Annotated in this window: 24 protein-coding genes; 16 read left to right on the top strand and 8 right to left on the bottom strand. The window is 60.6% G+C overall.

Annotated elements, in window-relative coordinates:
- Positions 1–2: 2 nt before the first annotated feature.
- Positions 3–1,244: an EAL and HDOD domain-containing protein gene (locus ACPW74_RS09780; protein WP_010674657.1), complete on the top strand. Its 1,242-nt coding sequence runs from the start codon at positions 3–5 to the stop codon at positions 1,242–1,244.
- Positions 1,245–1,305: 61 nt separating this feature from the next.
- On the opposite strand, the gene ACPW74_RS09785 is transcribed toward ACPW74_RS09780, so the two are convergent.
- Positions 1,306–2,472 (bottom strand): thiolase family protein, encoded by a 1,167-nt coding sequence (locus tag ACPW74_RS09785; protein WP_010674656.1) that lies wholly within the window; start codon positions 2,470–2,472, stop codon positions 1,306–1,308.
- A gap of 132 nt (positions 2,473–2,604) precedes the next feature.
- Here ACPW74_RS09785 and ACPW74_RS09790 point away from each other — a divergent pair, with 132 nt between their 5' ends.
- Positions 2,605–3,003: a MerR family transcriptional regulator gene (locus ACPW74_RS09790; RefSeq protein WP_010674655.1), complete on the top strand. Its 399-nt coding sequence runs from the start codon at positions 2,605–2,607 to the stop codon at positions 3,001–3,003.
- Between the two features lie 107 nt (positions 3,004–3,110).
- Here ACPW74_RS09790 and ACPW74_RS09795 read toward each other — a convergent pair whose 3' ends face one another.
- Positions 3,111–4,355, bottom strand: a complete 1,245-nt coding sequence (locus tag ACPW74_RS09795; RefSeq protein ID WP_029314496.1) for a dicarboxylate/amino acid:cation symporter — start codon at positions 4,353–4,355, stop codon at positions 3,111–3,113.
- 268 nt (positions 4,356–4,623) lie between these two features.
- On the opposite strand from ACPW74_RS09795, the gene ACPW74_RS09800 reads away from it, so the two are divergent.
- From ACPW74_RS09800 to ACPW74_RS09810, 3 genes are all read left to right on the top strand, one after another.
- Positions 4,624–4,908 (top strand): pyrimidine/purine nucleoside phosphorylase, encoded by a 285-nt coding sequence (locus tag ACPW74_RS09800; RefSeq protein ID WP_010674653.1) that lies wholly within the window; start codon positions 4,624–4,626, stop codon positions 4,906–4,908.
- A gap of 156 nt (positions 4,909–5,064) precedes the next feature.
- Entirely contained in the window at positions 5,065–6,447 is a 1,383-nt protein-coding gene (locus ACPW74_RS09805; RefSeq protein WP_010674652.1) for an L-serine ammonia-lyase, read from the top strand.
- A gap of 284 nt (positions 6,448–6,731) precedes the next feature.
- Positions 6,732–8,102, top strand: a complete 1,371-nt coding sequence (locus ACPW74_RS09810; protein ID WP_039039104.1) for an L-serine ammonia-lyase — start codon at positions 6,732–6,734, stop codon at positions 8,100–8,102.
- Positions 8,103–8,263: 161 nt separating this feature from the next.
- On the opposite strand, the gene ACPW74_RS09815 is transcribed toward ACPW74_RS09810, so the two are convergent.
- Positions 8,264–9,226 (bottom strand): lytic murein transglycosylase, encoded by a 963-nt coding sequence (locus ACPW74_RS09815; RefSeq protein ID WP_010674650.1) that lies wholly within the window; start codon positions 9,224–9,226, stop codon positions 8,264–8,266.
- Complete coding sequence (locus ACPW74_RS09820; protein WP_029314494.1) at positions 9,223–9,501, bottom strand: YcgL domain-containing protein; 279 nt, start codon at positions 9,499–9,501, stop codon at positions 9,223–9,225. The genes ACPW74_RS09815 and ACPW74_RS09820 overlap by 4 nt, the downstream gene beginning before the upstream one ends.
- Before the next feature lie 106 nt (positions 9,502–9,607).
- Here ACPW74_RS09820 and minC point away from each other — a divergent pair, with 106 nt between their 5' ends.
- The 6 genes from minC to ACPW74_RS09850 all read left to right on the top strand — a co-directional run bounded on the left by minC (position 9,608) and on the right by ACPW74_RS09850 (position 13,312).
- Positions 9,608–10,333, top strand: coding sequence for a septum site-determining protein MinC (gene minC / locus ACPW74_RS09825; protein ID WP_029314493.1), 726 nt, complete (start codon positions 9,608–9,610; stop codon positions 10,331–10,333).
- Positions 10,334–10,351: 18 nt separating this feature from the next.
- Positions 10,352–11,164, top strand: coding sequence for a septum site-determining protein MinD (gene minD, locus ACPW74_RS09830; protein ID WP_010674647.1), 813 nt, complete (start codon positions 10,352–10,354; stop codon positions 11,162–11,164).
- Positions 11,165–11,166: 2 nt separating this feature from the next.
- On the top strand, positions 11,167–11,436 hold the full coding sequence (gene minE, locus ACPW74_RS09835; RefSeq protein WP_010674646.1) for a cell division topological specificity factor MinE: 270 nt from the start codon (positions 11,167–11,169) through the stop codon (positions 11,434–11,436).
- Positions 11,437–11,616: 180 nt separating this feature from the next.
- Positions 11,617–11,943 (top strand): HI1450 family dsDNA-mimic protein, encoded by a 327-nt coding sequence (locus ACPW74_RS09840; RefSeq protein ID WP_425859064.1) that lies wholly within the window; start codon positions 11,617–11,619, stop codon positions 11,941–11,943.
- Between the two features lie 53 nt (positions 11,944–11,996).
- Positions 11,997–12,704 carry a monofunctional biosynthetic peptidoglycan transglycosylase gene (mtgA, locus tag ACPW74_RS09845; protein WP_029314490.1) on the top strand — a complete coding sequence of 236 codons (708 nt, stop codon included), beginning with the start codon at positions 11,997–11,999 and terminating at the stop codon, positions 12,702–12,704.
- Positions 12,705–12,988: 284 nt separating this feature from the next.
- Positions 12,989–13,312: an HI1450 family dsDNA-mimic protein gene (locus ACPW74_RS09850; protein ID WP_010674643.1), complete on the top strand. Its 324-nt coding sequence runs from the start codon at positions 12,989–12,991 to the stop codon at positions 13,310–13,312.
- Positions 13,313–13,357: 45 nt separating this feature from the next.
- Here the strand turns inward: ACPW74_RS09850 and ACPW74_RS09855 are convergent, their stop codons facing one another.
- The 3 genes from ACPW74_RS09855 to ACPW74_RS09865 all read right to left on the bottom strand — a co-directional run bounded on the left by ACPW74_RS09855 (position 13,358) and on the right by ACPW74_RS09865 (position 16,124).
- A complete protein-coding gene (locus ACPW74_RS09855; RefSeq protein WP_425859066.1) occupies positions 13,358–13,669 on the bottom strand; it encodes a DUF1289 domain-containing protein in 312 nt (103 codons plus the stop codon).
- A 1-nt stretch (position 13,670) separates the two neighbouring features.
- Complete coding sequence (locus ACPW74_RS09860; protein WP_010674641.1) at positions 13,671–14,540, bottom strand: CvfB family protein; 870 nt, start codon at positions 14,538–14,540, stop codon at positions 13,671–13,673.
- A gap of 357 nt (positions 14,541–14,897) precedes the next feature.
- The gene (locus tag ACPW74_RS09865) at positions 14,898–16,124 is read right to left on the bottom strand and encodes an RNA-guided endonuclease InsQ/TnpB family protein (RefSeq protein WP_180911567.1); all 1,227 of its coding nucleotides are present in this window, start codon (positions 16,122–16,124) and stop codon (positions 14,898–14,900) included.
- Between the two features lie 57 nt (positions 16,125–16,181).
- On the opposite strand from ACPW74_RS09865, the gene tnpA reads away from it, so the two are divergent.
- From tnpA to ACPW74_RS09890, 5 genes are all read left to right on the top strand, one after another.
- Entirely contained in the window at positions 16,182–16,586 is a 405-nt protein-coding gene (tnpA, locus tag ACPW74_RS09870; RefSeq protein ID WP_041211383.1) for an IS200/IS605-like element ISAs26 family transposase, read from the top strand.
- A gap of 86 nt (positions 16,587–16,672) precedes the next feature.
- Positions 16,673–17,842, top strand: a complete 1,170-nt coding sequence (locus tag ACPW74_RS09875) for a UPF0149 family protein (protein ID WP_010674640.1) — start codon at positions 16,673–16,675, stop codon at positions 17,840–17,842.
- Positions 17,843–17,992: 150 nt separating this feature from the next.
- Positions 17,993–18,463: a MarR family winged helix-turn-helix transcriptional regulator gene (locus tag ACPW74_RS09880; protein WP_010674639.1), complete on the top strand. Its 471-nt coding sequence runs from the start codon at positions 17,993–17,995 to the stop codon at positions 18,461–18,463.
- Positions 18,460–18,648 (top strand): DUF4250 domain-containing protein, encoded by a 189-nt coding sequence (locus ACPW74_RS09885; RefSeq protein ID WP_010674638.1) that lies wholly within the window; start codon positions 18,460–18,462, stop codon positions 18,646–18,648. The genes ACPW74_RS09880 and ACPW74_RS09885 overlap by 4 nt, the downstream gene beginning before the upstream one ends.
- Before the next feature lie 161 nt (positions 18,649–18,809).
- Positions 18,810–18,989, top strand: coding sequence for a hypothetical protein (locus ACPW74_RS09890; protein WP_010674636.1), 180 nt, complete (start codon positions 18,810–18,812; stop codon positions 18,987–18,989).
- Between the two features lie 91 nt (positions 18,990–19,080).
- On the opposite strand, the gene ACPW74_RS09895 is transcribed toward ACPW74_RS09890, so the two are convergent.
- Positions 19,081–19,668: an FMN-dependent NADH-azoreductase gene (locus tag ACPW74_RS09895; RefSeq protein WP_010674635.1), complete on the bottom strand. Its 588-nt coding sequence runs from the start codon at positions 19,666–19,668 to the stop codon at positions 19,081–19,083.
- Positions 19,669–19,743: the final 75 nt, after the last annotated feature.

The following is a 19,743-nucleotide window of genomic DNA, read 5'->3' on the forward strand; positions in this document are numbered from 1 at the left end:
GCATGTATTCCTATGTAGCAAGGCAGCCCATTCTGGATCGGGAGTTGAACACCCAAGCCTATGAGCTGCTGTTTCGCGACAGCCTGGACAATGTATTTCCCTCCGTCTCCGCACAGCAGGCCACTTCCAGGCTGGTTGCCGAGCAGTTCTTGCAGCAGAACATCGATCAGCTCATCGGAGATCACCCCTGCTACATCAATTTCCCCCACTCCCTGTTGCTGGACGGATTGGCCGAGTGCCTCCCCCGTGACAAGGTGGTGATCGAGATCCTGGAGGATGCCGAGCCCGACGATGCGCTGCTGGAGAAAGTGATCCAGCTCTATGGGCTGGGCTATCGGTTGGCGCTGGATGACTTCACCATGGTCTCAGACTGGGACAGGTTCCTCCCCTACATCCATATCATCAAGTTCGACCTGCGCAGCACGCCGCAACCCTGCATCGAGCACTTCATGGCGAATCATCGCCACCTGCCCCTCACCTATCTGGCCGAGAAAGTCGAGGATCAGGCCGAGTTCGAGCGGATGAAGCAGCTCGGCGTCACCCTGTTCCAGGGATTTTTCTTCAGCCGCCCCCAGATGGTGCAACAGCCCACCATACCGCCGGCCCAACTAGTGGTGATGCAGCTGCTCGAGGTGGTCAATCAGACCGAACCGGATCTGGACAAGATTGAGCAACTGCTCAATCAGGATCTCACCCTCTCTCTCAAGCTGCTGCGCTACATCAACCACCTCAAGCGCTTCCCACAACCCATCGCCTCGTTTCGCCAGGCCGCAAGCTCCCTGGGGCACGCCCAGCTCAAGCGCTTCGTCGCCCTGATCGCCGCCACCAGTGCGGGAAGTGAAAAGAGCGCCGAACTCCACCAGATGTCCCTCATCAGAGCCCGGTTCTGCGAACTGCTGGCCCAGACCCATGCGCCCGCAGAGCAGGCACAGCAAGCCTTTGTCACCGGCCTCTTCTCCCTGCTGGACGTGCTCATGGGAGAACCGCTGGATCAGCTGCTCGGCTCCATTCCCCTGACCGATGACATTCGTGCCGCCCTGCTCACCCGCAAGGGCAAGCTCGGGTTCTACCTCGCGTTCTGTGAAGATTTCGAGAAAGCCGACTGGCAGCGGGTCGCCGCCAACACCGTCCGGCTCGGCCTCAACGAAGAGAAAGTCAGCCACCTCTATCTGAGCGCCACCGCCTGGGTCAACCAGCAGCTTCAGGCCATGGAAGCGCAACCGGTCCACTCCCGCCAGAAATGACAACGTCCCTCTTGAAGGGACGTTGTCATTTCATCAACCCGCAGCAATCTCACCCACGCATTCAGCCTGCCTCGATGGCGATGGCCGTTGCCTCCCCTCCCCCGATGCACAGGCTCGCCACCCCTCGTCTGAGCCCGCGGGCACGCAGGGCATGGATCAGGGTCACCAGGATGCGGGCGCCACTGGCGCCAAGAGGGTGCCCCAGCGCACAGGCCCCGCCGTTCACGTTCAACTTGTGATGGGGGATGCCGCACCCGGCCATCGCCAGCATGCTCACCATGGCGAATGCCTCGTTCACCTCGAACAGGTCCACCTCCTCCACCGACCAGCCCACCCGTGCCAGCAACTTGTCGATGGCGCCGACGGGGGCACTGGTAAACTCCGCCGGCAAGGCGGCGTGACTCTGGTAACCCACTACCCTGGCCAGCACCGGCAATCCGAGCCGGGCAGCGCTCTCGCCCCGCATCACTACCAGGGCTGCCGCCCCGTCCGAGATGGAACTTGCATTGGCCGCCGTGATGGTGCCGTGCTTGCTGAAGGCCGGCTTGAGGCCGCGGATCTTGTCGGGCCTGGCCTTGCCCGGTTGCTCATCCTCGGCCAGCAGCAGGGTGTGGTCAGCGGTCATGACGGGAGCCAGTTCCGCGGCAAATGCACCGCTGCGCTGCGCCGTCAACGCCCGCTCCAGGGAGGCGATGGCAAAGGCATCCATGTCGGCCCGGGTCAGTCCGCTGCGATCAGCACTCAACTGGGCGTAATGACCCATCAGATGGCCTTCGTAGGCATCCTGCAAGCCGTCCAGGAACATGTGATCGAGCACGCTCTGGTGCCCCATGCGAAAACCGCTGCGCGCCTTGTCCAGCAGATAGGGGGCGCGGCTCATGCTCTCCATGCCCCCCGCCACCACGACCTCGGCCTCCCCCAGGCGCAGGCTGTCCGCCGCCAGCATCACCGCCTTCATGCCGGAGCCGCACACCTTGTTGATGGTGGTACAGGGCACGCTGTCCGGCAGCCCACCCTTGAGCGCCGCCTGACGGGCTGGCGCCTGGCCGACCCCTGCGCTCAGCACGTTGCCCATATAGACCTCATTGACCTGCCCCCCCGTCATCCCGGCCTGCGCCAGCGCGGCGCGGATGGCGCAGGCGCCAAGCTCGGGGGCACCGAGCGCGCTCAGGGCCCCCTGGAAGGCCCCCATGGGGGTACGTTTGGCCGCCACAATCACGATATCCATCGATAGCACTCTCCTTGTTACATCGGGATAACATATGCCGCGACCGCGACGGGAACAAGACTTGCGAGGAAGTTGACGTTTGGGTAAGGTGCCAGCCTGCATTGACAACCAGATGGCAGCCAAGACAGCCCCATGACCAAATCCAGGGACGACACCCGCACCTTCAGCATCAGCGAACTGGCTCGCGAGTTCGATGTGACCACCCGCAGCATCCGCTTCTACGAGGATCAGGGCCTGCTCAACCCGACCCGCCAGGGACAGCACAGGATCTACAGCCGTCAGGACAGGGTGCGGCTCAAGCTGACCCTGCGTGGCAAGCGTCTGGGCTTCAGCCTCGCAGAGATCCGGGAGCTGTTCGACCTCTACGATGCGGACAAGAGCAGCCGCTCCCAGTTGCAGACCATGCTGGGGCTGGTGGCCGACAAGCGGGAGACCCTGCAGCAGCAGCTGGAAGATATCCAGATGGTCCTGCTGGAGCTGGAGGCGGCCGAACAGCGCTGCCGCCAGGCCCTGGCACACCTCTCCCCCTGAGGCACGCAGACGGGCGAGGCGAGCGGGGAACACCGCCAGCAAATAGACACAAATGAAAGAGGGAGGCTTGAAGCCTCCCTCTTGTCATGCATCGTGGACGACCGATATCAGGCCTCCTTGCTCCAGCGGTTCGGATCGTAATCCGGGCTGTAGCGATCGACGATGATGGCACAGGCCGCATCGCCGGTGATGTTCAGCGCGGTCCGGATCATGTCGAACAGACGATCCAGCGCGAACAGCAGCGGCAGACCCTCGATGGGAATCCCGGCCGCCAGCAGCACGGCAACCACCAGGAAGCTCGGGCCCGGCACACCGGCCTGACCGATGGCACCCAGGGTGGAGGTGACGATGATCGCCGCCCAGGCCCCCATGGAAAGATCGATGTTATAGACCTGGGCGAAGAAGATGGCGACCAGGCCGTAATAGATGGCGTTGCCGCTCATGTTGATGGTGGCGCCCAGCGGCAGCACGAAGGACGCGGTGGCGTTGGTCACCTTCAGATCGCGCTCGCAGGTCTCCATGTTGACCGGCAGGGTCGCCATGGAAGAGGCGGTGGAGAAGGCCACGATCTGCGGTTTCTTCATCGCGGAGAAGTACTTGCGTACCGGCGTGTTGGAGAAGAACGCGATCAGCAGCGGATAGACCACGAAGCCGAAGATGAGGATGGCGGCGATATAGACGACGAACAGCTTGAGCACTAGGGTCAGCACGTCGAAGCCGTAGGTGCCGATGGCGTCGGCCATCAGGCCGAAGACGCCGATGGGGGCGATCAGCATCACCTTGTTGATCATCCAGACGAAGGCGTCCACCAAGGTGTTGAGCCCGTCCACCAGCGGCTTGGCGCGCTCGCGGGGCTGCTTGGCCAGGGCGATGCCGAGGAACATGCAGAACACCAGGATCTGCAGGATGTTGGCCTCGTTCAAGGCGCTGAACACGTTGGTCGGGATCATGCCAAGCAGGGTGGCCACTGCATCGGGCAGTGCCCCCTTGTCGGCGTAGTCGCCGGAGAACATGGCCGCGGTGGCGCCAAAGTCAACACCCACACCGGGTTTGAACACCTGACCCATCACCAACGCCAGGAACACCGCCAGTGCGGAGGTGACGAGGAAGAAGGCGAGCGTGGTGACGCCAATCTTGCCAGCAGCGGGACTGGCCCCCAGGTTGGCGGCCCCGGACAGGATGGCCACCGCTACCAGCGGGATCACCAGCATCTTGATCAGCTGGATAAACAGGGTGCCGAGCGGCGCAAACACCGTGGCTTGCTCTCCCATGAGCGCCCCGACCAGCGCGCCCAGCACCATGGCCACCACTACCTGGAAGCCGATGCTTTTGATTAATCCTTTTGTTAACACAGAATGTTCCTTTATTTAGCAATTACTCACACTTTTACAGCGTAAATGACCACCCAGAGCGTCAAATCCTCTCCATTGCTCTGGCGGTGCGCTTTATCTCATATTTGCGCCCCGTTTTACATTAGAATCCGTTAACGAAATGCATTGATAACTTTATGAGAAAGTAAAGCCTCAAAAGAGACACGGCTGTTTTTGCTCCTTTTACCATGACAACATCCAAAACAGTGTGCTACGTTGGCTCTGCAAACGTGCATACAGGGAAGAAAAGATGCTGAAAGTTAACGAGTATTTTGACGGAAATGTTAAATCCATCGGTTTCGAGCAAAAAGGCGAGAAAGCTACCGTTGGTGTGATGGAAGCGGGCGAGTACCTGTTCAATACCGCCGCCCCGGAGCGCATGACGGTGATCAAGGGCGCCCTCACCATCCAGCTGGCCGACGAAGATGAGTGGCACACCTACCAGCAGGGGGAATCCTTCGACGTGGCCGGTCACTCCTCCTTCAAGCTGGAAGTGAAGATCGCCTCCGCCTATCTGTGCGAGTTCCTCGACTGATGTATCACGGGCGCCATGGGATGCCGAGCGGCTCCCCCATGGCGCGTCTCTCCCGCGCCCATTTCCCTACCGCCATCACACCCCGCTATCTCCCCCCTTTTCAACGACTACAAAAAATTTACAATGTTTAGACGAAATCCATAATTGGAGTACGTCATGATCAGTGTCTTCGACATGTTTTCCATCGGGATAGGCCCCTCCTCCTCCCATACCGTGGGACCGATGCGGGCCGCCTGCGCCTTCATCCAGACCCTCAAAGCGAACGCACTCCTCTCCCGTACCGGACGCGTTGTCGTCGAGTGCTACGGCTCACTGGGCCAGACCGGCAAGGGGCACGGCACCGGCAAGGCCATCATCCTGGGACTGGCCGGATTTGAACCCGAATCCGTGGACATCGAGGCCATTCCCGCCTTCCTCGCCCAGGTAGAGCAGACCCAGACCCTCTGCCTGGGCGGTGAGCAACCCAGCGAATTTCCCCGCATCGGCGCCATCCTCTTCAACCGGCGCAAGACCCTTCCCGCCCACTCCAACGGCATGACATTGCGCGCCTATGAGGGTGACACCCTTGTGTTCGAGCAGACCTACTACTCCATCGGGGGCGGTTTCATCATCGAGGAGAGTCACTTCGCCAACGCCCGGGAAGAGGCGGCCCGCTTCGATGCCGCCCACCCCATCCCCTATCCCTTCGAGAGCGGCGCCGAACTGCTGGCCCAGTGCCAGGAGAGCGGCCTCTCCATCTCGGGGCTGATGCTGGCCAACGAGAAGGTGTTTCGCTCGGAAGCGGAGATCAAGGCCGGGCTTCGCAAGATCTGGCAGGCGATGCAGGGGTGTGTGGAGCGTGGCTGCAAGAGCGAGGGGGTGCTGCCAGGCGGTCTCAAGGTCAAGCGCCGGGCTCCCGCCCTCTATCGCCAGCTCTGTGGCGAGACCAATTTCAACAAGGATCCGCTGATGGTGATGGAGTGGGTGGATCTCTTTGCGCTGGCCGTCAACGAGGAGAACGCCGCCGGAGGCCGGGTGGTGACGGCGCCGACCAACGGCGCAGCGGGCATCATCCCCGCGGTGTTGCACTATTACGATCGCTTCGTGCGCAAGGTGGATGACGAGCTGCTGATGCAGTACTTCCTCACTGCCGCCGCCATTGGCATCCTCTACAAGAAGAATGCCTCCCTCTCGGGGGCCGAGGTGGGCTGTCAGGGCGAGGTCGGCGTGGCCTGCTCCATGGCCGCTGGTGCCCTGGCCGAGCTACTGGGCGCCAGCCCCGCCATTGTCGAGAACGCCGCCGAGATCGGCATGGAGCACAATCTCGGGCTGACCTGCGATCCCGTCGGTGGCCTGGTGCAGGTGCCCTGCATCGAGCGCAACGCCATGGGCGCAGTCAAGGCGATCAATGCCGCCCGCCTCGCCCTGCGCGGCACCGGCGAGCACAAGGTGTCGCTGGACAAGGTGATCAGAACCATGTGGGAAACCGGCAACGACATGAAGACCAAGTACAAGGAGACCGCACGGGGCGGCCTTGCCGTCAACATCACCGAGTGTTAAGCCGCTGTGATAAAGCCGCATATGGCACTCGAATACCCGGCATCGCCGGGTATTTTTTTGCAAAACGTTTGTCTGACGCTTAACAAAATGGATAACAATCAAAATAAATTTTATACTCGCGCCACGAATTCAACAAAAATAGATCTGTTTCAACTTTTTTTAGGCATTGAACCGTTACACTGTGGTTATCCGGTTCCCTGGCCTTTGTGACGACAGACCCGTCCCATGGATCCCTTTTCTGCGAGTGGGCATGGCGCCCCCTTCTACCCTGAGGTAATTGTTACATGATCAGCGTTTTTGATATCTTCAAAATCGGTGTTGGCCCCTCCTCTTCCCACACTGTCGGCCCCATGAAGGCAGCCAAACAGTTCGTGGATGAACTGCGTGCTGGCGGCAAGATCCGTGACATCACCCGGATCCAGGTCGATGTCTATGGCTCCCTCTCCTGGACCGGCAAAGGCCACCACACGGATACCGCCATCATCATGGGTCTGGCGGGCAACCTGCCGGAGAACGTCGACATCGACGCCATCCCCGAATTCATCTCCCGCGTGGAGCAGACCGGTCGTCTGCCCATCGGCCTGCACTGCCACACCGTCAGCTTCCCCAAGGGCGCCATGATCTTCCATGACGAGGCCCTGCCCCTGCACGAAAACGGCATGAGGCTGACTGCCTTCATCGAAGATGACGCCGTCTACAGCAAGACCTACTACTCCATCGGCGGTGGCTTCATCGTCGACGAAGAGAACTTTGGCAAGGGTGACAGCGGCGACATGTCCGTGAGCTATCCCTTCAAGAGTGCCGCCGAGCTCATCGCCCACTGCAGCCAGAGCGGTCTCTCCATCTCCGCCCTGATGATGGAAAACGAGAAGTGCTTCAACACCCCGGAAGAGATCTACAAGAAGCTTGGCAAGATCTGGACCACCATGCGGGAAGGGATCGAGCGCGGCTGCCGCACCGAGGGCGTCCTCTCCGGCCCGCTGCGCGTACCGCGCCGCGCCGCGCCGCTCTACCGCCAGCTGACCACCAACGAGAACCTCTCCAACGATCCCATGAACATCGTGGACTGGGTCAACATGTTCGCCCTGGCGGTGAGTGAAGAGAACGCCGCCGGTGGCCGCGTCGTCACCGCACCGACCAACGGCGCCGCCGGGATCATCCCGGCCGTGCTGGCCTACTACGACAAGTTCATCCAGCCGGTGGGCCGCGACGAGTACACCCGCTTCTATCTGGCCGCTGCCGCCGTCGGTATGCTCTACAAGATGAACGCGTCCATCTCCGGCGCCGAAGTGGGCTGCCAGGGTGAAGTGGGCGTCTCCTGCTCCATGGCCGCCGCCGGCCTGACCGAGCTGATGGGCGGCAGCCCCGAGCACGTCTGTGAAGCCGCCGAGATCGGCATGGAACACAACCTGGGTCTGACCTGCGACCCGGTGGCCGGCCAGGTACAGGTACCCTGCATCGAGCGCAATGCCATCGCCGCCATGAAGGCGGTCAACGCCTCCCGCATGGCCCTGCGTCGCACCTCCAAGCCGCGTGTGTCGCTGGACAAGGTGATCGAGACCATGTACATCACCGGCAAGGACATGGACTCCAAGTACCGCGAGACCTCCCGCGGTGGCCTGGCCATCAAGGTGATGCAGGTCGCCTGCGACTAACGCCGAGTCGCGATGACATGAAAAAAGCGGGATATATTCCCGCTTTTTTTTGGTCGCGATTTAAAGGGCAGCGTTCGTGGATAAAGGGAGGCCGACAAGGGATAAAAAGAGACGGGCATATCACCTCCACCCGTTCGCCGTGACAGGAGAACGGGGGAGAGCTATTTCACGATGCGATCGGCCAGGGTGCCGACGGCCACCACGAAATAGGGGGAGCGATTCCAGTGACGCAGTACCCGGTAATTGTCATAGGCAAGGTAGCTTCGCCCGTGAATATCGTCGGGGCGGATGAGGGAGGCCTGCATGTCGACCGCAGGCAGAGGTGAGCCGTCCTGCTGGCGAACCCCGAGGGCCTGCCAGGTCGCCAGGGACTTGCGGGTATCAAGCCCCAGCAAGGCGGGGTCCAGGCGTTCTGGCACCCTCACCCGCCGTCCCCAGGTCTGGTCTTCACGCCAGCCGTTCTGGCTCAGATAATTGGCAGCCGATCCAAATACATCCGCGAGATTGCCCCAGAGATCCTTCTTGCCGTCCCCGTCCTGATCCACCGCGTATCGCAGGAATGACGAGGGCATGAACTGCACCTGTCCCATGGCCCCCGCCCAGGATCCCTTGAAGTTGGCGGGGTTCACATGTCCCTGCTCCAGAATGCGCAGGGCATCGAACAACTCGCCTTTAAAGAAGGCTTCACGGCGACCGTCCCAGGCCAGGGTCGAGAGAGAAGAGATAAGGGGATAATGGCCGGTTATTTTGCCGAAATTGGTTTCAATTCCCCACAAGGCAACAATAAAGCGGGGTTGAACCCCATATTCCCGGCCTATTTTTGTAAGCAGCGGCAAATGCTGGCGATATAAGGTTTGGGCTTGCTTGACTTTCCATTCCGGCACCGCCCGGGGAATATATGTGTCCAGGGTCAGTTTGAATTCCGGCTGATTTTTGTCGTGCCTGATGGCAGCATCGACAAGATGTACATCCGCAAAGGCCGCACTCACCGTCTCGGGCAACATGCCCGCCGCCAGCGCCTGCTCTTTGAGGCTCGCCACGTACTGGTCAAAATCGGGGCCGGCCTGCACCGGCGATCCCGACAGGGCGCCTGACAACAGCAGTGCCAGCCGCCCAGCCCTCATCGTGCACCCTTTAATTGCGCCTTGTGCTGCTCCAGCAAGTTTTCCGGTGGCGGTGGCACCTGCAGATAAAAGCCCTGGCTCTTCAGGGCGGCCATCACCCGCTCCGTGGAGGCCAGCCCCAGGGGCTTGGCCGGGTCCAGCTTGGTCATCAGGACCAGTTCGGGACGCCCGAAGGTACTCATCAGCACCTCGGGAACACGGGAAAAGTCCTCTCTTCGTTCAATAAAGAGATAGGTCTCGGCTTTTTTGCGACTTTTATAGACTGCACACAACATGGAAATTGATATAATCCGACGGGTTTATTGCCTCTGGTGGTGGCAAACTATAACATCAGGAATTGAATAACAATAACGTATTACCGTCTCGGTTCGGGGAAGATTCATGGTTGAACGCGATAACGAATTGAAAGGGACCACCTTCACTATTTCTGTGTTGCATCTCAGCGATGGCAATCCGGCCCGGATCCGACAACTGCTGGAGGCCAAGGTCGCGCAGGCCCCCCAGTTTTTTAATTGTGCCCCCCTCGTCCTCAATGTGGAACGCCTCGAGGCGATCCCCGATTTCGAACAGCTCAGGGAGCTGGTCGAGTCGGAAGACTTCGTGCTGGTCGGGATCACGGGGGCGCGGGACGAGGCGATGAAGACTGCCGCCAAGGCGGCAGGCCTCGCCGTCATGGTGTCAGGCAAGAGCCGCAAGGCAGAACCTGAGCCGACGCCGCCAGCACCTGAGCCCAAGCCAGTGGAGGCCGCACCGGTTCCCCCGGTGCCAGCGCCCGTGGAGGCAAGCAAGGTCCACGTGGGCCCGGTGCGCTCCGGTCAGCAGATCTATGCAGCCGGCACCTCGCTGGTGGTGCTGGGCTCGGTGAGCCCTGGCGCCGAAGTCATCGCCGATGACAGCATCCATGTTTATGGTGCCCTGCGTGGCCGAGCCATCGCAGGGGCCAAGGGCAATCCCAAGGCCCGCATTTATTGCCAGCAATTGCAGGCCGAGCTGCTCTCCATCGCGGGCACCTTCCAGCTCAGCGATGCATTGCCTGCAGGCGTGATACAAGAGCCGGTCCATATCCGGCTCGACAATGAACAACTTCGTATAGACCGAATCAAATAGAGTTACAAGGAAGCGAGAATGGCGCGAATCATAGTCGTTACATCGGGCAAGGGTGGCGTTGGCAAGACGACAACCAGCGCGGCACTGAGCACCGGTCTGGCCCAGCGTGGCCACAAGACCGTGGTCATCGATTTTGACATTGGTCTGAGAAACCTGGACCTCATCATGGGTTGCGAGCGGCGCGTGGTCTATGACTTCGTCAACGTCATCAACGGGGAAGCCAACCTCAACCAGGCCCTCATCAAGGACAAGCGTTGCGAAAACCTGTTCATCCTGCCCGCCTCCCAGACCCGGGACAAGGATGCCCTGACCCGTGAAGGGGTGGAGAAGATCCTGGATCAGCTGGCGGAGATGCAGTTTGACTACATCGTCTGCGACTCCCCCGCTGGTATCGAATCCGGCGCCCTGATGGCGCTCTATTTCGCCGACGAGGCCATCGTCACCACCAACCCGGAAGTCTCTTCCGTGCGTGACTCGGATCGCATCCTCGGTATCCTGGCCTCCAAGTCCCGCCGTGCCGAGCGCGGTGAGGATCCCATCAAGGAGCACCTGCTGCTGACCCGCTACTGCCCGACCCGCGTCAACCGCGGCGACATGCTGAGCGTGCAGGACGTACAGGAGATCCTGGCCATCAAACTGCTCGGGGTGATCCCGGAGTCCCAGGCGGTGCTGCGCGCCTCCAACTCCGGCGAGCCGGTCATTCTGGACAAGGAGTCCGATGCCGGTCAGGCCTACGAGGACGCCGTCGCCCGCCTCTTGGGTGACACCAAGGATTTCCGTTTTCTGGAAGAAGAGAAGAAAGGCTTCTTTAGCCGACTGTTCGGGAGTTAAGCATGTCATTATTGGATTATTTTCGTTCCAACAAGAAACAGAACACCGCACAACTGGCCAAAGAGCGGTTGCAGATCATCGTGGCTCACGAGCGTTCATCCAGAGGGGGGCCGGATTACCTGCCCCAGCTCAAGCAGGACATCCTCGACGTGATCCGCAAATACGTGCAGATCGACCCGGACAAGATCACCGTCCAGCTTGATCAGAAGAGTGACGAATTGTCGGTGCTGGAGCTCAACATCACCTTCGCCGACGACCAGAAGAAGGGATGAGCTGACGCACCATGCGCGACCCCTTCCCCCAATGAAGACCGGATCCTTTCCCAGGATCCGGTTTTTTAATGCCTGGCGTCCCGGCATCTCGCCAAGGGCATCAGGGCCAGCTAGAATACCGCGCACCCCGAGGCGCTGCCGACGGACTTTCCCTCCCCCCTTATCTGGAACACGGCTTTTATGTCTTTGAATGACGAAATGCACAGGGTCGAGGAACTGCTCGACACCGCCCTCGAACTCTTCATGGAGCTGGCCTCCGACAACCTGCCCGAGCAGGAGATCGTCCGCTTCAATCAGGAGTTCAACGACCGCGGCCTGCTGGCGGAGACCGATCCCGCCGACGACTGGGCGGCCGACGTGGGATTTGAGGTGAGCGACGCCGACTATGCCGAGATCTGGGTCGGCCTTGGCAACGAACAAGAAGAGTACGAGCACCTGTTTGCCCGCATGCTGCTCTCCCGCCGCGTCGACGAGAAGTTCTGCCACATCGAATGGCTGCCCCAATAATTCCGGATCCCGATGATCCTGGCCACTATGACTGGGACGGCGGGCCCGAGCCCGTGAGGCCTTCGCGCAGACGGCGACTGCTGGGCTGGCTCGGCAAGCTGCTGCTGGCCGCCTTTGCGAGCACCATCGTCTCGGTCGCGCTGCTGCGCTTCATCGACCCTCCCATGTGGACCTGGCGCCTCGAACGCGCCCTGTTTCCCCCTGCCAAGATGGCCGAGGTGAAGCACGACTGGGTGCCGCTTGAGCAGATTTCCCGGGAGCTGCAACTGGCGGTGATCGCCGCCGAGGATCAGCGCTTTGCCGAACATCACGGTTTTGACATGGACGCCATCAGCTCGGCCCTCAGGCACAACCAGCAAAGCGGGCGGGTGCGCGGTGCCAGCACCCTCAGCCAGCAGACCGCCAAGAACCTCTTCATGTGGAGCGATCGCAGCTTCCTGCGCAAGGGGATAGAGGCCTGGTTCACCCTGTTGATGGAGCTGGGCTGGGACAAGTCCCGCATTCTCGAGGTGTATCTCAACATCGTGGAGTTCGGACCCGGCATCTATGGCGCCGAGGCGGCCGCCAGGCACTACTTCGGCAAACCGGCGATACGCCTCACCCGCTACGAGGCCTCCCTGCTCGCCGCCGCCCTGCCCAATCCCTGGCGTTATCGGGTCAAGCCCCCCTCACCCTATGTGCAACAGCGCTCGGCCTGGATCCGTCGTCAGATGGGTCAACTCGGGCAAGTCACCCTGAACCGGGTCCACGGCACAGAGTAGCGCCATCCTGCGGATCAGAGGCGGGCCCCAGATGGCCGCCGACGGTTTCCCGATGAAGGGGCAGATAGTGCCACCACCAGGTTTCGCGCCGCCGCTTGATCTGCCTTCTGTACTGTCGTCGCTTCATCTTGCCAGGCCGCCCCGTCACGCCGCCCCTGCTGGCGGCTCTGTTAACCTTATCCCCTGATCCCGCCATTTGACAGCACGGCGTCACCGCCCCCGGGCTGGCTGCCCATCCCAATACTTGTTAAAGTGGCGAACCTGGACGTATCTGGAGTGATTTCATGGAACAACGTAGCCCGGATCAGCTGGTCGAGTGGGCCTATGATCAGTTTCTGGAGCAGGCCGCCGACATGCTGGCACCCGAACAAATCGTCGACATCACCCTCGAGTTCGAGCAACGTGGCGCGGTGGAGGCAACCCTGCCCAATGCCGACTGGTCGACCGAACTCGGCGAGCCGGTGGACATGGCACGTTGGGCCGAGGTCTGGGTCGGCTTGCTGGATCATCAGGACGAGTTCGAGGTGATCTACGCCACCTTCCTCCTCCCACGGGATCAGAGCGAGCACGACGTGCATATCCGCTGGCACCGCCAGCAACAGGCATAAGAAAAGGCGCCCCAGGCGCCTTTTTCGTTTTTTGCGCTGCCCGAGTCAGGGGCGTGCCGAGATGGCCTTGGCCAGACAGCGGCGACACCAGCAGGCGCTGGCATCGCTCATGGGCAACGCGGGAAGCTGGTTGCACCAGCAGCGCTCGATGGGTTCCCCCGCCGACACGGCGCAGAACGCCGGCTCGCCGCAGCCCGGGCAGGCATGAGTGCTCTTCGAGCCATCGAGTTCGGCCATGCGGGCCAGCTGGGCCTCGCTGTCCATGGTGGACCACTGGCCTATATCGGTCACGGTGCGGCCACAACCGAGGCAGAGCCCCTCTTTGGCCCGGCAGTCACCGATGCAGGGACTCGGCAACTTATTCGTCCCCTGCCGGCGTGTCGGAGCCCACGAGGCGGATGCTGTGCTCCTCGATGACGATCTTGCCCTGCTTGTAGAGGCCGCCGATCGCTTTCTTGAAGGTGCCCTTGCTCATGCTGAACATCTTGTAGATGACGTCAGGCTCGCTCTTGTCTCCCACCGCAAGGCTGCCCCCCTGCTTTTGCAGGCGCAGCAGGATGCGCGCACCAGCGTCATCCATCCGGGCCAGCCCCGGCTTTTGCAGGGTCAGGTCCAGTTTGCCATCTTCGCGCACCTGCTTGACCCAGGCGGTCAGCGGCCGGCCCGTCATCACGCGGCCGAACACCTCGTTCTTGAACAGCATGCCGGCGTACTGGCCATTGACCACGGCCTTGATGCCAAGGGGGGTGTGTTCCCCCGGCAGCACCGTCACCTCGTCACCGCTCTTGAAAGGGGGGTCGATGCGCAGGAAGCGCTCCAGACGGCTGGTACCGACCATGCGCCCTTCGTTGTCCAGCATCAGGTGCACCAGATAGACATGGCCCACCTGCATCGGCTTGTTCTGCTCGCGGCTTGGTACGAAGAGATCCTTCTTCATGCCCCAGTCGAGGAAGGCACCAATCTTGTTGGCATTGACCACCTTGAGACCGACGATGTCCCCCACCATGGCGAAGGGCTTGTCGGTGGTGATCACCGGCTCGCAATCCGCATCCAGATAGAGGAAGACGGACACCTCGCTCTCCTCGGCAACGCCTTCCGGCAACTGGCGCCTGGGCAGCAGCAGCTCGCCGTATTCCCCCGCCGCCAGCCAGGCGCCGCGCTCCTCGATCTCGACGACGGTCAGGGTGTTCATCTTGCCAATCTGTAACATGGTGATCTCTTCTTTCAATATCCGGATGGGCCCATCTCATGGAAGACCCGTCATATAGAGGTGCATCGCCTCCGTCGGATGAGAGAGGACGGGGCCGATTTATGTCATGCAGGCGCGCATGTTACCCCAGAGCGGCAGCAGGACCTAGCCCCTCCCCCCTGTGTCTGACCTCTTTTCCCGCTACCGGGCGGCCAGATTGACGATATTAGCAGCATTCAGTTCCCCCTTTGCTGCAAATAACCCCACTTTTAGGTAGACTTCGCGGCCGTCAAATCCAGAGGAAGCGTCGATGAACCCAGCCACTCGTACCCGTCATCTCAATCATTGACATCCTCCCCCACCTTAGCGCTTCGCGTCACAGGAGGGGGATCCCCATTACTGGGTGATAGCTGCTCGCGCAGTACCGGGTTCCTGCTTCATCGGGCGGCCTGATTGCACCGCGCCTCCACAGGCTAAAACGGCGTGTCCCGCCGCTAAAATATTGCGAGCGCCATTCACATCGGCGTTCGCCTCATAACCACACGCAGCGCATTTAAACTGGCTTTGCGTCTGGCGGTTATCCTTCGCAGTATGCCCACAACAGGCGCACTGCTGGCTCGTGTAGGCCGGGTTTATCGCCAACACCTGACCGCCTCGCCATGCCTGCTTATATTCGAGCTGGCGGCGCAGCTCAAACCAGCCCTGATCTAATATCGAACGATTCAGCCCTGATTTTGCCCGGACGTTGCGCCCCGGCTGGCTGGTCGTGCCCGCTGCTGATTTTGACATGCTGGCAACCTTCAAATCCTCAATGACGATCATCGCGTGGTTTTTGCTGATAGTCGTTGTGACCTTGTGAAGGTAATCGCGGCGGGTATTGGCGATATGTGAGTGCAGCCGCTGGATCTTGGCTTTTTGTTTCTTCCAGTTGCTGCTGAACTTTACCTTTTTGCTCAACTGGCGTTGGAGCCTTGCCAGCTTGGTCTGATTGGTTTTGAAGCTGTTGACGGGCTCAAACACCGTGCCATCTGACAGGGTTGCGAGCTTGGCGATCCCCGCATCTAGCCCGACCATTGAGCCGGAGGGGTGAATTGGCTCAAGCGTCTCCTGCTCGACCTGAAAGGAGATATACCAGTGCCCGGCTGCTTGGCTGACGGTCGCGTTTTTAATTTTCCCTTCAACTGGCTGGGACTGACGGAACTTGACCCACGCCAGCCCGGCAGGCAGCTTCACGCGACCCTTTTCAAGGCGGCAATACTTGTCGAAGTTGACGAACCGGATAGCGTCGCGGTTGTCGCTTTTTTTCTTGAATACGGGTGCCTTGGCGGCGAGTTTCTTATCAAAGCAGCGCATCCACGCGCCATGCAAATCCTTGAGCTTCTGCTGGAGGTTGTCGGTATATGCCTCGGCCAGAAAGGCCATTTCTGGGTCTTTCTTCCAACTGGTGAGCATCCTGTTCAGCTCAAAGGCAGAAGGCAGTTTTTCGCCAGCATCCAGAATGCGTTTGGTTTCTGCCAGCCCGTGATTCCAGACATAACGAGCACAACCGCCCAACTGGCGCAGGCGTTGCGCTTGTTGTTCGGTCGGTTCGAGTCGGAATTTGTAGGCTTTCAGAATTTGCATTTAGCGCTCAGTGTGTAGCATTATTGCCATATCTATTAAGCCCGATTGAGTGACAGAATGCAATTCACTAAAATTAATAAATCACGCCATGCGGCCTACGCTTTGCACGTACATTTGGTGTTTATCACCAAGTATCGAAAGCCGATATTGGGGGATCTGCATCACGCTTCCTTCAGTCAGTGTGCGGCAGAGGTTTGCAGAGATTTTGGTGCGGAACTGAAAGAGTGTGACGGAGAGGCTGATCATGTTCACATGCTGATAGAGTACGCGCCAACGGTACAGCTATCGGTACTGGTGAACTCGTTAAAGGCGGTCACATCAAGGCGACTGCGTAATGAATTTCTGGACTTGAGAGGTGCTTACAGCAAACCCGTACTCTGGTCACGCTCTTACTTTGCGGGCTCTTGCGGCGGAGCACCGTTGGAGGTGATCAAGCAATACATTCAAAACCAGCGGGGCTGACGCCCCGGCGAAATTCCCCTCCCACCTACGTCGGAGGGAGTCCCCTTTCGCATTTAAGATGGATCCAGACCCACAGCCAGCAGGAGATGAGTTACCCCGCCCTGCACGGCTTCCTGTGCGCCCGTCTGGCGGGGCCCGTAGCCCCCGACTGGCAAGATCCGCTGGCCGGCCTGCTGCCTCATGATGCGGCGCTGGACGAGAAGAGTGCCGAGGCGCTGCATCACCTGATCGCCGAGCTGGAAGCCCAGGCCGACGACGCGCAGCTGGCCCTGCCGAGCCAGTGTCGCCTCTCTACCGACAACCCGGAGCAGGTGTTTGACAAGCGCCATCCTCTGGGCCAATGGAGCTATGGCTTCAGTCAGGGGGTAGCCTGCTGGCCGGCGCCGACCGACCTGAACGATCCGGCGACCCGCTATCGCTTCAGCCTGGTGGCCGAGCTCTGCCTGTTTCGCGACAAGCCCATGGCCATGATGCTGCACCAGGCTACGGCCAGCGAGCCCCCCTTCCTCGATTTTTGCAAGCGTCAACGCCAGCAGATGAAGACGGCCCTCAACCTCCTGCTCGGCCAGGATCACTACGAGGCCGAGCCTGAAGAGAGCCCGTCCCTGGACAACGAGCAGACTCGCCAGTGGCAGCAGTGGTTCGAGCTGGCGGCAGAGAGCCGCGATCCCCTCGCTCGCCTTGGCTGGTTCGAGCGCATCATTGCCGATGCCAACCTCCTGTTCGATGAGGCATTCTGGCAAGCCCACGCGGGCCATGGCTGGCAGGTCCCCGAGGCACGCCCTCTGATCGCGGCCAGGGCCGGTCGAGCCGATTGCCTGCTGCGACTTGGGCAGCTTGGGCAGGCACGGGATGAGTACCTGGCCCTGCTCGCCCTCTGTCGCGCCGACGAGCCCGCTTGCCGCCACCCCCTCTCCACCCTCTATGCCTGGCAAGGGGAATGGGATGCCCTGCAACAACTGCTGGTGCGCTTTGATGAAGCCTCCTGCTGGCTGCTTTACAACAAGGCCTTGATGAGCTTTGTCTGCGAAGGGGAAGCGGCGGCGCGCCCTCATCTGGCGGCGGCAATGGAGGTCAATCCCCATGTGCCCGCCACTTTGCTGGGCCAGCGCCGCTTGCCCAAGCAGGAGCCTCGCCGCTGGCAGGGAGGCAGCCGTGACGAGGCGGCGCTCTACGCCTTGCAGAGTCGCGAGGCCTGGCTGACCCACAACGCCTTGATATGGCTGCGAAAGAGTGCGGGCAAGCAGGCCAGTTGAGACCCCAATTGCCGATTCGATGACAGAACACGTGCGCAAACGCACATTTTTCTGGTGACTGGTCAGACAAATGCCCCTGTGTTACGTATCATCAAGGCCAAAGTATCAAGAGAAACTGCACCCGATGCAGCCGCCACAGCAGGATGTCATATGTCGAAGATCATTGAGCTGCTCGCGCACTACCCTCCTTATCAGCTGGTTCACGCCGCTGAGATGGTGCGCGATACCTTTGAACAGTTTTATCAGCAGCGGTACCAACTCACCGTGCCCCAGTGGCGCCTGATGATGGTGCTCGGCCCCCACTACCCCATCAGCCAGAAGGAGCTGGTGGAGGCGAGCGGCATGGACAAGGTACGGATCTCCCGCGAGATCCATCGTCTGGTGGAGAAAGGCATCCTGTTCACCGAGAACAGCGTGCAGGACAAGCGCATCAGCCTGGTCTCCTTCACCCCGGCGGGGCTCACCTTGTTCCAGCAGCTCAAGACGGAGGCGGGAAGCTGGCAGCACACTCTCACCGACTATCTGCCGGCCGAGGCGCGCCAGAGCATTCGCCTGCACCTGCAGAGCGTCAGCGATGCCATCGAACAACTTCACCTGCTGGACAACGAGCAACCCTCATGAAGCTGAACAACTTTGCCACCATGGATGTCAACATGCTGCTGAGCCTGGTCAACATGCAGTTGCGTGATCACTACGAGGATCTCGATGATCTCTGCCGGGCGCAGGATCTCGATCAAGAGGCCCTGGTTGCCAGGCTGGCCAGTGGCGATTTTCACTATCAGGAAGATCAGAAGCAGTTCAGATAGGGATCCGGATCACAACCCGACCCATGCCGCTGGCTCCGTCGGCAAAAGCTGCTAAGGTGGTGGCTACCCGGTCCGTTGATGTTCGCAAGAGGTATGGATACATCTTGTTGTCACAGACCGCGGTTAGCCTCTTGTTCACCACCCGCAGCCAAGGATGACCCATGATGCGCCTCATTCGACCAACCAGCCTGATCACCCTCTGCACATTGCTGGTGATCAGCCTCTTCCTCCCCCAGGTCCCCAACAGCGCCGAGCAGTGGCTCACCACCCTGCTGCTGGCCTCCCTCGTGGCGGTCTTTCTGATGGTCGGCAGCGGCTGCCGCCACTTCCTGCGCGAATAACGACGCCAGAGCGCGATGACTGCCCAAAAACAACAACGCAGCCCGAGGGCTGCGTTGTTGTTTCAGGATACTGGGGAGGCCCCGAGTCGCATCAGTAAGCCAGGGTTTCCAGCTGCTCCTTGGCCTGCTCGATCCCCTTGGCTTGCGCCTCCGGCCCCATGCCCATGCCTTCGGCATAGATGAAGTCCACTTCGGTGATGCCGATGAAGCCCAGCACGGTACGCATGTAGGGGGTCACCAGGTCGGTGGCATTGCCCACGTGCATGCCGCCACGGGGGCTGACCACCAGGGCGCGGGTGTTCTCCACCAGGCCGACCGGACCGGTCTCGGTGTAACGGAAGGTCACGCCGGCACGGGCCACCAGATCGATCCAGTTTTTCAGCTGGGTCGGGATGTTGAAGTTGTACATGGGGGCCGCGATGATCACCAGATCGCTCGCCTTGAGCTCGGCGACCAGCTCGTCGGACTGGGCCAGCACCGCTTGCTGACGCTCGTTCAGGTTCTCGCCACCACGCAGGCCCATGGCCAGCTCGCCGTCCAGCACCGGCAGGTTCAGGGTCGCCAGATCGCGTACCTGGATGGTGTCACCCTGGCGCTCGGCCAGGTAGCCGTCGATCAGGGCGTTGGATTGGGAATACTGGCCCAGGATGCTGGACTTCAGAACGAGGATATTGGCCATGGTGAAACTCCATTTGATTGTCAATTGAACAGCCAGGCTGTCGATGGAGGTCACTATAAAGACTGGCATTAAAGC

The sequence above is a fragment of the Aeromonas sp. INTO2 genome, from assembly GCF_049860605.1.
GTDB classification, from domain to species: Bacteria; Pseudomonadota; Gammaproteobacteria; order Enterobacterales; family Aeromonadaceae; genus Aeromonas; species Aeromonas caviae.

What these genes read in the sequence shown, in the direction of transcription:
- ACPW74_RS09780 (WP_010674657.1), top strand. Translation starts at nt 3, where the DNA reads ATGTATTCCTATGTAGCAAGGCAGCCCATTCTGGATCGGGAGTTGAAC.
- ACPW74_RS09785 (WP_010674656.1), bottom strand. Translation starts at nt 2,472, where the DNA reads ATGGATATCGTGATTGTGGCGGCCAAACGTACCCCCATGGGGGCCTTC.
- ACPW74_RS09790 (WP_010674655.1), top strand. Translation starts at nt 2,605, where the DNA reads ATGACCAAATCCAGGGACGACACCCGCACCTTCAGCATCAGCGAACTG.
- ACPW74_RS09800 (WP_010674653.1), top strand. Translation starts at nt 4,624, where the DNA reads ATGCTGAAAGTTAACGAGTATTTTGACGGAAATGTTAAATCCATCGGT.
- ACPW74_RS09805 (WP_010674652.1), top strand. Translation starts at nt 5,065, where the DNA reads ATGATCAGTGTCTTCGACATGTTTTCCATCGGGATAGGCCCCTCCTCC.
- ACPW74_RS09810 (WP_039039104.1), top strand. Translation starts at nt 6,732, where the DNA reads ATGATCAGCGTTTTTGATATCTTCAAAATCGGTGTTGGCCCCTCCTCT.
- ACPW74_RS09815 (WP_010674650.1), bottom strand. Translation starts at nt 9,226, where the DNA reads ATGAGGGCTGGGCGGCTGGCACTGCTGTTGTCAGGCGCCCTGTCGGGA.
- ACPW74_RS09820 (WP_029314494.1), bottom strand. Translation starts at nt 9,501, where the DNA reads ATGTTGTGTGCAGTCTATAAAAGTCGCAAAAAAGCCGAGACCTATCTC.
- minC (WP_029314493.1), top strand. Translation starts at nt 9,608, where the DNA reads ATGGTTGAACGCGATAACGAATTGAAAGGGACCACCTTCACTATTTCT.
- minD (WP_010674647.1), top strand. Translation starts at nt 10,352, where the DNA reads ATGGCGCGAATCATAGTCGTTACATCGGGCAAGGGTGGCGTTGGCAAG.
- minE (WP_010674646.1), top strand. Translation starts at nt 11,167, where the DNA reads ATGTCATTATTGGATTATTTTCGTTCCAACAAGAAACAGAACACCGCA.
- ACPW74_RS09840 (WP_425859064.1), top strand. Translation starts at nt 11,617, where the DNA reads ATGTCTTTGAATGACGAAATGCACAGGGTCGAGGAACTGCTCGACACC.
- ACPW74_RS09850 (WP_010674643.1), top strand. Translation starts at nt 12,989, where the DNA reads ATGGAACAACGTAGCCCGGATCAGCTGGTCGAGTGGGCCTATGATCAG.
- ACPW74_RS09865 (WP_180911567.1), bottom strand. Translation starts at nt 16,124, where the DNA reads ATGCAAATTCTGAAAGCCTACAAATTCCGACTCGAACCGACCGAACAA.
- tnpA (WP_041211383.1), top strand. Translation starts at nt 16,182, where the DNA reads ATGCAATTCACTAAAATTAATAAATCACGCCATGCGGCCTACGCTTTG.
- ACPW74_RS09875 (WP_010674640.1), top strand. Translation starts at nt 16,673, where the DNA reads ATGAGTTACCCCGCCCTGCACGGCTTCCTGTGCGCCCGTCTGGCGGGG.
- ACPW74_RS09880 (WP_010674639.1), top strand. Translation starts at nt 17,993, where the DNA reads ATGTCGAAGATCATTGAGCTGCTCGCGCACTACCCTCCTTATCAGCTG.
- ACPW74_RS09885 (WP_010674638.1), top strand. Translation starts at nt 18,460, where the DNA reads ATGAAGCTGAACAACTTTGCCACCATGGATGTCAACATGCTGCTGAGC.
- ACPW74_RS09890 (WP_010674636.1), top strand. Translation starts at nt 18,810, where the DNA reads ATGATGCGCCTCATTCGACCAACCAGCCTGATCACCCTCTGCACATTG.
- ACPW74_RS09895 (WP_010674635.1), bottom strand. Translation starts at nt 19,668, where the DNA reads ATGGCCAATATCCTCGTTCTGAAGTCCAGCATCCTGGGCCAGTATTCC.